8 protein-coding genes and 3 pseudogenes are annotated in these 10,697 nt (G+C 66.7%); 5 read left to right on the top strand and 6 right to left on the bottom strand.

The genetic code is table 11. The features are described from left to right. Positions 1-198: 198 nt before the first annotated feature. A complete protein-coding gene (locus ABZS64_RS38425) occupies positions 199-1,164 on the top strand; it encodes a LysR family transcriptional regulator (RefSeq protein WP_355839728.1) in 966 nt (321 codons plus the stop codon). A gap of 81 nt (positions 1,165-1,245) precedes the next feature. Here ABZS64_RS38425 and ABZS64_RS38430 read toward each other — a convergent pair whose 3' ends face one another. Further along, on the bottom strand, positions 1,246-2,472 hold the full coding sequence (locus ABZS64_RS38430; RefSeq protein ID WP_355839730.1) for a peptidase M6: 1,227 nt from the start codon (positions 2,470-2,472) through the stop codon (positions 1,246-1,248). A gap of 573 nt (positions 2,473-3,045) precedes the next feature. On the opposite strand from ABZS64_RS38430, the gene ABZS64_RS38435 reads away from it, so the two are divergent. Continuing rightward, positions 3,046-3,543 (top strand): ATP-binding protein, encoded by a 498-nt coding sequence (locus ABZS64_RS38435; protein WP_355839732.1) that lies wholly within the window; start codon positions 3,046-3,048, stop codon positions 3,541-3,543. Positions 3,544-4,053: 510 nt separating this feature from the next. Here ABZS64_RS38435 and ABZS64_RS38440 read toward each other — a convergent pair. The 3 genes and pseudogenes from ABZS64_RS38440 to ABZS64_RS38450 form a co-directional block, all read right to left on the bottom strand. Continuing rightward, a pseudogene (locus tag ABZS64_RS38440) lies at positions 4,054-4,470 on the bottom strand (transposase); the annotation flags it as partial. Beyond that, positions 4,428-4,976, bottom strand: a complete 549-nt coding sequence (locus ABZS64_RS38445; RefSeq protein ID WP_355839734.1) for a winged helix-turn-helix domain-containing protein — start codon at positions 4,974-4,976, stop codon at positions 4,428-4,430. The pseudogene ABZS64_RS38440 and the gene ABZS64_RS38445, both read right to left, overlap by 43 nt. Positions 4,977-5,396: 420 nt before the next feature. Next, positions 5,397-5,579 carry a hypothetical protein gene (locus tag ABZS64_RS38450; protein ID WP_355839736.1) on the bottom strand — a complete coding sequence of 61 codons (183 nt, stop codon included), beginning with the start codon at positions 5,577-5,579 and terminating at the stop codon, positions 5,397-5,399. Positions 5,580-6,161: 582 nt separating this feature from the next. Here ABZS64_RS38450 and ABZS64_RS38455 point away from each other — a divergent pair. Further along, positions 6,162-6,698: pseudogene (locus ABZS64_RS38455) on the top strand (winged helix-turn-helix domain-containing protein); the annotation flags it as partial. A 463-nt stretch (positions 6,699-7,161) separates the two neighbouring features. Here ABZS64_RS38455 and ABZS64_RS38460 read toward each other — a convergent pair. Beyond that, on the bottom strand, positions 7,162-7,518 hold the full coding sequence (locus ABZS64_RS38460; RefSeq protein ID WP_355839738.1) for a DUF6191 domain-containing protein: 357 nt from the start codon (positions 7,516-7,518) through the stop codon (positions 7,162-7,164). Positions 7,519-7,752: 234 nt separating this feature from the next. On the opposite strand from ABZS64_RS38460, the pseudogene ABZS64_RS38465 reads away from it, so the two are divergent. After that, positions 7,753-7,896: pseudogene (locus ABZS64_RS38465) on the top strand (SulP family inorganic anion transporter); the annotation flags it as partial. 472 nt (positions 7,897-8,368) lie between these two features. Here ABZS64_RS38465 and ABZS64_RS38470 read toward each other — a convergent pair. Then, positions 8,369-9,763 carry a glycoside hydrolase family 16 protein gene (locus tag ABZS64_RS38470; RefSeq protein WP_355839740.1) on the bottom strand — a complete coding sequence of 465 codons (1,395 nt, stop codon included), beginning with the start codon at positions 9,761-9,763 and terminating at the stop codon, positions 8,369-8,371. A gap of 764 nt (positions 9,764-10,527) precedes the next feature. On the opposite strand from ABZS64_RS38470, the gene ABZS64_RS38475 reads away from it, so the two are divergent. Next, positions 10,528-10,697 (top strand): hypothetical protein (locus ABZS64_RS38475; RefSeq protein WP_355839742.1); only part of this gene is annotated, 170 nt, incomplete at its 3' end.

Here is a 10,697-nt window from a genome sequence, read left to right on the forward strand (position 1 = left end):
CGTTACGAGAAGCGCGCCTACATCTACGGTGGCACTGTCACCCTCGCAGCCCTCATGATCTGGCTCCGAACATGATCCGAGAAACAGCGCCTAGTGCTTACACCGTGCGTCTGCGTGAATTACATGTGACATTTCACATAGAACTGAGGGTTTCCCTCCCCTGTTCGGGAGCTCCCGCCGGTCTCTAGCATCCGCGCCATGGATCTCGAGGTACGGCATTTGCGGGTGATCTGCTCGATTGCGGAGGCCGGTAGTCTCACCCGCGCCGCTGCATCGCTGGGCATGACCCAGCCAGGGCTCAGCGCCCAGCTACGGCGCATCGAGATCATGCTGGGCGGGGCGATCTTCGACCGTGGACAAGCCGGTGCCGTCCCCACAACCTTCGGCAAGCTGGTGCTCACGCGCGCACGTGCCATCCTGCCGGGCATCGACGGCCTGCTGGCCGACACCGCCCGCGCCGCACGCTGCCGAACCACACCCGACCGCGTCCGCCTCGGATCGGTGGGCGCCCCGGTGCTTGCCGATCTCGTGGTGGCCGTAAGGGAGTTGTTGCCCCGATCGGAGGTGACGGTCCGCTGCCAGTACTCCCCGTCACCACTGCTCGACGACCTCGCCGCGGGACGCCTGGAGGCGGCGGTCCTCGGTGACAACCCTGGCCAGGAGCTCTCGCCACGCGATGAGGTCGTACTGCGCCCACTGGCCACCGAGCCCGTATTCGCCCTGCTCCCTTCCGTCCACCCGCTGGCAGAGCAGGAAGAGGTGAGCTTGAACCAGCTCATCGAGGAGGACTGGGCCGTGCCTCACCCGGACACCGACCGCACCCGGGAATACTGGGCGTCCGTCTTCGCCCAGGCGGACCGCCAACCGAAGGCGCCCTACGAGGCGGAGGGCCGGCAGCTGATCGAGCTCGTACGGGCGGGTCTGGCCGTCAGCCTCTGCCAGGCCACGTTCATCGCGGTGCCCGGCGTCGCGGTCCGCCCTCTCGCGGGGAATCCGATCTGGTACCGCCATGTGCTTGCCTGGCGTCGCGACGGCCCGCTCGCCGCACACGGCGACGAGATCTTCCGCAGGGTCGGCAAGGGCTATCTGGCCACCTGCGCCGCCACTCCGGCGTACGCACTGTGGCACGAACGCCATCCGCGCTCGGTGCGGCTGCTGGACTGAGCGGCACGCCGGGGCGGTGTGGCCGGCGCATGTCGCGTCGGCCACACCGCCGTTGAGCAGAATCAACCACGTGCTAGGCGGTCACCACTTGTAGGTCCAGACCGTGTCGTTGTACGAGTCGGAGCTGTTCACGTCGATCCTGATGCGAGCGGTGTCGTCCTGGAACGACTCGCCGGGCTTCCAGGTCTGCATGTCCAGCGTGGTGCAGTTCCCGGTGGGTGCGGCGGCGGCGGGGTTCGTCACGATCCGGATCGGCCCGTTGCCAGTGGTGATGGAGGTGTCGACCTTGTAGATGACGACGCCGGTGGCGCAGGCGTTGGAGTCGTTGTTGGCGGCCTTGCGGGACTCGGCGACGTAGGCGGTGGTGGCGCTGGTCTTGATCACTGCCAGCTTGTAGCCGTTGTCCCCGTACTCCACTCCGTTCAGAGTGGTGGAGTACGTGCCGGTCGTGGACAGACAGGAGACCTGGCTGTCAGTGATCCAGCCGAACTTCCACGCGTGCCAGCCGAAGAACTGCGGGGCCGGGCCGTTGACTTTGCCCATGCTGTCCCAGCCGCCGACGTACCGGTGCAGATCGCCGCTGAAAGCGTAGAGGTCGGGCAGGCCGAAGGTGTGGCCGGTCTCATGGACGGCGACCTTGGAGCCCCAGGTCCACAGGTCCTGACCGAAGGTCACCGTCCAGCGGATCGACACCCAGCTGTTTGTCTGCCCGTTCCACACCCAGGTCACGTTGTTGGGGTCCTGTATGAAGGTGGGGGAGTGACTGATCGCGGCAGCGGTGCTGGTCGGCACGATGTAGAACGTGTCGTAATTGGCGAGGTTGACGCCGGCACTGGCGGCGCCTGTGAGAGCGTCCTTGACATAGGTCTGGTGCGTGGCCCAGGAGAAATCGCGCTGCCAGTTGTAGCCGGTGGAATTCTTCGGCATGCGCACCCAGTTGCCGTACGGGGCCTGCAGGTCCAGCCAGGTCTTGCCGTTGGATGCGTTCCACAGCCAGTTGGCGGCGCCCGACAGTTGGTTGTAGTACGGGGTGAGGGGCAGGGTGGTGCCAACGGCGTCGGGGAAGTCCACGTAGATCACGCCTACGCGCTTGGTGCCGACCGGGTTCTGGAACCGGGTGTAGTCAGTTTGCTGGCCCTCATCGGTGTAGCCGGTCGTCCCCTGGAGCGCACACGTGGAGGTGCTCCCGTTGAATGCATGGGCGGGGTTGGCGGGGAGGGTGATCAGGGCAAGCAGAGCGAGCAGGGCGGACAGGACGATCAGTGGCGCCGCGGGGAGTGGGCGCCGCGTCCTGGTCGAAGAGCGCAAGGTATGCCTCCGGGGGGAGTGGTCCGGGCTCGGGCCCGGCAGCTGCGACCCTGCGGCAGGCGACGTGGCGGCTACCGATGACAGGTGGGCGGGTCGCAGTATCGGCTCGCCGTCTCTTCGCAGCTGTTGCGATGTGGCGGAGGGCAGGACGGCAGCTCGTTCTGGGGAGCTCTCACCTGCCCCGGGGATCGCGCCGGCATCGGAGGTTTGCCCTCCGGGTCATCTGGCGATCGCGGAGCGTACCTGCCCGTCCAGGGTGGGTGCCGCCTGGAATTGCGGCTGAGCAGGATCCGCTTGAATGTCGGTTCAGGGACATAGTGCGGACCGGTCAGCGCCTCGGGCAGCTCTCATCCGTTCATCACATAGCGTTATGAGCCTGGAAATCCGCCGCCTGTGGCCCACCGTACGTGCCTGCCCGGCCACTGCTTGAGAGCCCCATATGCCTACCGCAATGCGCTACCCATCGTTTCCTCCACTTAATGGGTGCGCTTACGCGTTGATCTCTTGGTGGCCGTCGGCGTTCTGTGGAGGCAGACGTTGAAGACATCCGGAATGCGAAGGGGCGGCAGGATCATGACGATCAACGAAGTGGACGGCCCGCTGACCGGCCGCCTGGCGTGGTTCGATCGCCACCCGGCCTCCGTGGCCGCCGCTCGGAGTTTCACCCGTGACGTCTTGGCCGAACAGCCTCGTGAGGAATCGGAAACCGTCCAACTGCTCGTCAGCGAACTGGTTACCAATGCTGTGCGCCACGGAGCCGGCCCGATACTGCTCAGTGTGACTGTCCGCAGTACGTCACTGCGGTGCGAAGTCACCGATGCGCATCCGGCTTTCCCCTGTCTCAAGGCGGCCGGCGCCGACGACGAATCCGGTCGAGGCATGCGGTTGCTTCATGAGCTGTCCCACCGCTGTGGCGTCCGTCCGGCTCACCGAGGAAAGACGGTCTGGTTCGAGGTGCGGGCTCCGGGCCCGGCCGAAGCCTCCGTCCCGGCTTCGTCCCCGCGGTCGGCCGCTTCGCCCATGCGTGGCGGCCCGGCCGCGCCGCTGAAGTGCTGGTCGGCCATCGCATAACTCCGGGTTATGGGCTTTCGAGATCTTCCCGACGGCGAACCGGAGGCCGGACACTGAGCGAGACACGCCGCTCGGACACTGTGCCTCCTTGCCGGTTTCACCCACGAGCCGAGGGCACGTCGACGCCCACGGACCGTACCCCTTCCGCATGAGGGAGAACGGCTGCCTGGCAGTCCTGAAGCTCGAGCCTCCATGGTCGGCCGGGACCCTCATACCACCTCGTGACGGGAGTACCCATGAGCCTTGCCTGCGATCCCGGAGAGACGGCCACGACCGGCCCTGGCGCCGACGGACAGCGGCCTTTGACGGACGTTCGGAACACAGCCGATGCACCCCGATCCCCGGCCACGCATGACTCCGCATGCCATTGCGGGCAGTCGTTGGTCTGCTGCGACGGTTGCGGGGCCCTGCGTTGCCTTGATTGCGATCCCTACCGTTCCGATGACTGCAACGTCGGAGTTCACGCTTCTTGAGCGAGGACCACAGCAGTTCCACCGGGTTCAGCTCGGGAGCGTAGGCGGGTAATCGTTCCAGGGTCAGCCAGTCCTGCTCGGCGACCCAGGCCCGCATCGCCCGGCTCCAGTGGGCGGACAGGCCATCCCAGACCAAGACCACCCGCTCGCCGCGGTAGAACACCTTCATCTGCTCCAGGACCTCGATGAGCCCGGCGGTGTCGTAGCTGCCGGGCTTGAGATGGAAACACAGACGGGCCCCGCGATCGGGGTCGGTGGAGTGGTAGCCCAAGGCTCCGGCCATCGAGGCCCGCTTCCAGTTCAGGCGGTGCCGCAGCAGCGGCGTCCGACCTCGGGGCGAGTAGGTGCGGCGGATCTGAGGGAGCAGGGAGACGCCTGATTCGTCGAGGAAGACGATCCAGGCACGTGTGTTCACGGCCCCTGTTTGATGCGCGGCCACTCGTGCGCGATCCACCGGGCAATCTCGGAGTCTTCCCGCTCGACCGCCCGCCGCTCGGGCCGTTGCAGGCTCCAGCCGAGCCGGCCGGTCAGCAGCCGCCACACCGACGCCCTCGACAGCACCACCCCCGTCGCCCGCTCCACGACCGCGCCGACTCGCTCCAGGGTCCACAGATCAGCCTCGAAAGCATGAGCCTGAGCACCTTGTTCCAGCGCGGCCCGGACCGTCTCGACCTGGGCGTCGTCCAGCTTGGGCGGCCGGCCGGTGGCCGCACGCCGCCGCAGAGCCAAAGCACCGCCTTCCTCCCACACCCGCCGCCAACGCCGCACACTCTCGGAACACACCCCCACCGCTCGAGCGATCTCCGCATTCGAGACGCCGTCCTCGAACAACTCGACCGCCCGAACACGCCGAGCCTCCGCCAACTGAGGCCGCGACAACGGGGGAAGAGACGAGCCGACAGCCGAAGGTGAAGGTTGATAAGCCACCCCGACAGCCTCCCACCCACACGGCCACCACACCCACTGAACTTACGAAAAGATCAGGTAGTCGGCTTGAGATCAAAAGGCGCGCCCATCTTCCTTGCCGAGGCGGAAGGCAGCGGTTGGAACCGCCCCACGGCGACAGGCACAACGTCCGTGAGGGTCGAGGTCTTCCAGGCCCTCACGGACGCCTTCGTTGAAAGGGCCTGCCAGGCGGGTGCAAACAACATCGTCGACGGCATAGAGGAATCATCAAATGCCGTGGGGCACCGGCAGGGCGGCTTTTGGGACCCGTTCGGTCACCTCTGGCTTGTCGGTGACACATCACCGTTGGGCGGCTATGCGCGGTTGCCGTCCGCGCGTGCCCGGATGAAGTGCGCCCGGCAACATCCGAACCTGCGCACACGACTCCGGACCAGGCGCGACGGGCTCCTTTCCCATCGATTCCCGGGGCGGAGATCACTCGGTCGGTTTGTCGTCCACCCGCTCGCCCTCGGCCTGCGACGGCTCAGTCCTGGGCACGTCCGGGTGCAGCTCCATGGCACTACGCTCGCTCGGTTCGTCGCGCTCGCCCTCTGCCTGCGACGGCGTGTGCGAATACAACCAGGTGTCGTAATCTGAATCCGAGGCACCGGATTTCATGATGGGCCTCCTTCACTTGCTCATCCCCATCCTCCATCTTCGCCGGTGGTTGCGGCGAGACGAAGGCGAGAGCAGGCTGGCCAGAGTGGGATACCGGATCGCGACAAAGAGCCGGACCCAGGGGGACTGGGTCCGGCTCACGATGTCTGGCACTTCCGCAGGTCAGCGGATTGATCACGCCGCGCCTGCGGGGATGGCCCTGGCCGAGCGTGCCGGGAGCAGCCGGCGCTACCTGCTCCCCGCGCATGCGGTGATGATCCGGCGAACGCTCCGCTCGTGACGCACTCGCGCGCTGCTCCCCGCGCCCGCGGGGATGGTCCCGCGCAGGTCATCTACTGGATCAGTCCCTGGGGTGGCTCTTCTCGCTCGCGGAGATGGTCCATGTGACCGACGGGGATCTTGCTCGGCGCGCCTGCGGGGATGGCCCGCTGGGCAGTGGTTGCCCTGTCCGAAGGGGAGGAGCTTTGGTGGCTTCCTGGCAGCGCAAGAAGCGAAGTGCTGCTGCCGAGGAGTGGTTACTGAGCTTGTAGGCGTGGTGTCGTAGGGGCTGACGCCTGATGGTCGTGGCGGTATGCCGGAAGCATGAGGTATCCGCAGGGTGGGGGTCTGACCGCGGAGAGACAGGCTTTCCGCGAGCGGATCCGGATGGAAGCGTCCAGCATGTTCGCCGGTGATCTCAGCAATGCCGTGATCGCGAAGGAGTTACGCGTCAGCGTTCGATCGGTTCAGCGGTGGGGGAGATCCTGGCAGGAAAGCGGTCAGCCGGCTCTGCGTTCATCAGGGCCTGCCTGCCGTCCGAAGCTGAGCGAAGCCCTGTTTGGGGTCCTCGAGGAGGAGCTGGCCAAAGGGCCAGTGGCCCATGGGTGGGTGGATCAGAGGTGGACCCTGGCACGGATCAAGACGCTCATTGGCCGCAGGTTCCACAAGAGCATGACGCTGTCCGGGATCTCCCAGATGCTGCGACGGCACGGCTGGAGTCACCAGGTCCCCGCCCGTCGCGCTCTTGAGCGCGAGGACGAAGCGGTAGCGGGCTGGGTGAAGGAGACCTGGCCACAGATGGAAGCACCGCGGCGGCGCTCGGAGCCTGGATCGTCTTCGAAGATGAGGCAGGATTCTCGAGTACCGAGACCTTCTGATCGCCGCCCACTGACCACCTCATTCGCGTGCTACGACACGGCCTCCGCCAAATCCAGTACCGCAGCGACATCATCGACGGTTGCCTCACCGAGACCAGACTCAAACTGACGGCACCACGACCACAAGCTCAGTAGTGGTCCCGTGCAGGTGGGCTGCGCCCGCTTTGGCCACTGCGCGAAGGCGGAGTTCGAATTGCTGTCTCCCTGCGCCCAGATGGTTTGGATGCGTCGGCTCCGCTCCCGGGACGGCAGCCGTACGGGGTGCCGGATGGCATCAGGGTTCGCTGAAGGACCCGTGCCGTCCCGCCCCGGCCGAGAACCGCGCCGCGCCCTCCATGCCGTCGCCCAGCACGCGCGTCTCCTGGCGAAGTTCGCCCCGCATGGTCTTGCTCGTTGAGGCCCTCCTGGTCGAGGGCGGAGCCATGCCTTCCGGTCCGGCCATTGCCTCACTGCCGTACCGCGACGGTTGATGTGCCGTTGGGTGGAGGGTCGACGTTCGTTGGAAGAACGATGAAGGCGGTGCCGCTGACAAGGTCAACGCTGGAGCGAGGAGGCGCGGCATCGCACTCGTCGTGCCGTAGGAGCATCTCGACTCGTCGTTGCTCCAGTTCTGCGGTCTTGTTTCCGTTTACGACGGCGGTGAACTCGTCGAACACCGTGGTGGACAACGACAGACCTGTGCGCCTGCGCAGCCACGGAATCATGCCCAGTCCGGTGAACCAATTCCACAGACCTTCTGTGAGAGCGAAGACAGCCGCCAGGCATATGAAAGCAGGGAACGAGACAGCCCACATCGTCGCCATCGTCAGTCGGTTCCCCTCACGGCGCAGTCAGTCAGTTCCGGGGGAGGGGCATCCGGCGGTGGAGCGATCGAGGCGCGGAGGTTGGGCATATTCGCATCGGCAGCCATGGGTTCATGCTGTTCGGTGGCGTGGCCAAGCGCCTCCTCCTCCAGAAGCATCGGCTCCGCCGTCAGGGGGAGGATGGCTCCGTTCGCGTCCTGCGGGCGTGGTCGCGAAAGCAGCAGGCCGGGCAGCATGACGGCCGGTCAGAAGCACGATTCTGGCGAGGAGTTGTTCGGGGGCAAGCGCATCGCGAATCTGGCGGCGCCGTTGTTCGGTGGTGTTTCGGCGAAGGCCGTCATCGCCCGTACGCGGGTCAACGTCCGCACCGGTGCGGCTGGCCTTCTCCGTAGTCCGGGACGTGGCGGTCATGCAGAAGCGCCGCATCGTCCACCAGGCAGGCTGCGCAATTCCGAGCGTCGGCGAGTACCGCTATCAGCGGACGCTGCGGTCAGCTCGAAATGAGCAAAGCAGGGCAGCGCACAGCGAGGCAATCGAGCAACGTGGCCCCGGACGATGTTCCGGGGCCATCAGGGTGGTCAGTTCACGCCGGTGTCCTGGTGCTGGGTGACCAGCGGCCTCAACCGTCCCAACGCGCCTGGACGACCCCACCGGAGCCGTGGAACCCGGAGCACACCCGACGCGACAGCCGGGCCGCCTTCGTGCCGCGGGTTGCCTGCGGATCAAGAAGTGCGCGATCGGCTGGGGGAATCGACGCCGCGTGGGACCTGGCGGTCAGCCCGCGGGGCAGCCCTCGTGTGTGTGGGGGCCGACCCCGGGAGATTTCGGTTTGGAGGGCAGTCAAAGGGGGTCAGGTGTAGGGGATGGCGACCACCGACTGGTTACCGGTGCCGATGTTGGACGGGGCGCTGCCGATGGTGTTCCAGACCTCGACCTTGACCTTGCCGTTGACGAGGTTGCCGAGAGTGCCGGTGGCGGATTTCAGGCCGCGGCTTTGGGTGTAGTGCTCGTAGCCGGAGACGGGGTCCGTGGCGAAGTAGTTGTACGTCTCCGTGCGGTCCCAGCTGCCGTCGCCCGTCAGGTCGTACGAGACGCGGGTCTGCTCCCCGTTGCCGACCGCGGTACCCGCGTCCACAGCGAGGTCGAACTGGGTGGCGCCACCGTTGTAGGTGCGGGTGATACCGGAGGCGAGGAAGGTCAGCGGCAGGTACGGCGTTCCGTCGTGGTTCGTGCCTCCGGCCGAGGCCACGGTGACGGTGGAGGCGGTTCCTGTCGAGCTGCCGAGTCCGCCGTCGGCGCGCAGGTAGAGGGTGGGCAAGCCGGACGGCGGGGGTGTGGAGGTGGGTGACGGTGTGGGGGTGGTCGAGGTGGCGCCGGCTCGGCTCCACACGCCGACGTAGTCGACGACCATCGGGTGGCCGGGTTCGGTCGCGGCGGTGGGGGTCGGGCCGCCCAGCGCGTCGGGGAACGCGCCGCCGATGGAGACGTTGAGCAGGATGAAGTAGCCCGCGTGGTCGGTCATGTTGGACCAGGTGGCGGCGTCGACCTGGCTCTGGCTGACGCTGTGAAACTGAACACCGTCGACGTACCACCGCAGCTGGTTGGGGGTGACGCTGCGGTCCCACTCGAAGGTGTAGGTGTGGAAGCCGGACTGGCAGGTGGAGTTGGGGCAGGCGCGGTTGTTGCCCTGACCCGTCGTCTCGTTGCACGGACCGCCAGGGTTCACACCGCAGTGCAGAGTGCCGAACACGGCGTTCATGCCGTTGACGTTCTCCATGACGTCGTACTCGCCGATGCCGGGCCAGTTCTGGTAGTTGCCCCGGTAGGGCGAGCCGAGTGCCCAGAAAGCCGGCCAGTAGCCGCTGGCGGCCGCACCGCTCACGTTCGGCATCTGGATGCGGCTCTCGATGCGCAGGGTGCCGCCGGCCGGTGCCTTGAAGTCCGAGCGCTGGGTCTCGATGCGGGACGAGGTCCAGTTGCCGGAGGCGTCGCGCAGTGGCGTGATCCGCAGGTTTCCGGCGCCGTCCAGGCTGATGTTGCTGGTCGACTTGGTGAAGCTCTGGACCTCGTTCGTGCCCCAGTTGGCCGGGCCACCGGGGTAGGAGTGGCCCAGGTCGAACAGCCAGTTGGTGGACGACGGCAACGTGCCGGCGGCGCCGTTGAAGTCGTCGCTCCACTGCAGGGTCCACCCGGGGGCGGCCGGTACGGCGCCCTGCGCCGACGCGCCGAAGAGGGCAGCGGTGATGGTGAGCGCGGTGGCGGTGAGCGCACCCAAGAGTGCACGGCGGCTGCGCGGCGAAGGTGGAGCGGTGCCTATGGTTCTCGTATTCACTGGGAAAGTCTCCTGACGGCGAGGGCTGCTTGCTTGAGAGCGCTCTCAGACTTTTAGGGGATCGCCCAGTGCAACGTCAACGGAAACGTCACGTTAACTTCTTGAACGTATAAGCCACTGCGAATGACGCATGCGTCAACTCCTCGATATCCGGGGGTAGTCGGGGAAACGAGGGACGCACGGGCGCAGGGGCGCGATTCCTGTCCGGCGGGGAGGCCAGTGCCAGTGCCAGGCACAGGCCGCCGGTGGCGGCGACGACGACCGCTGCGGTGAGGTGGATGAGCACGACGCTGGCCGGGCGCGGTGAGCACCGCCAGGCCCGCCGCGGTCGCGCCGGCGGCAAGCAGCCGAGGGGCCGTACGCCTTACCGGCCTGGGCCACCGTCGTGCGGCATGTTTCCCGGCTGTCACCGTGCTTTGAGGGGGCATTCCTGGAGCGGTGGCGCGGCTGCCTCAGTCGGTTGGCCAACTGTGCGAGCTCGTAGAACTGCCTGTCAGCGAGTGGCGGTGCGGCTCGTTGTGGACATGCATGCGCTGCTGGACGATCCGGACGTGGCGATCCAATAGGACGCGCGTCGGGCCGACGCGTGCGGCCTGGATTGATCATTGCGCTGCACTACCTGTTGTGGGCACTGCTGTCGGCGGGGACGGCGTGGCTCATCCTGGAGGGGTAGCGCGATGAGCAGAAGGACGAGCAGGAGATCGCCGGAACCGCTGCTGTGGCTGCTGTTCAGTGCGGGCGGCATGGTCGCTGCCCTGCTGGTGCCCGTTGTGTTGTTCCTGTTCGGTATCGCCTTCCCCTTGGGCTGGCTCTCGTTCCCCGACCACGCTCATCTGCTCTCGGTGCT

The organism is Streptomyces sp. NPDC005408, from assembly GCF_040606445.1.
Lineage (GTDB): Bacteria > Actinomycetota > Actinomycetes > Streptomycetales > Streptomycetaceae > Streptomyces.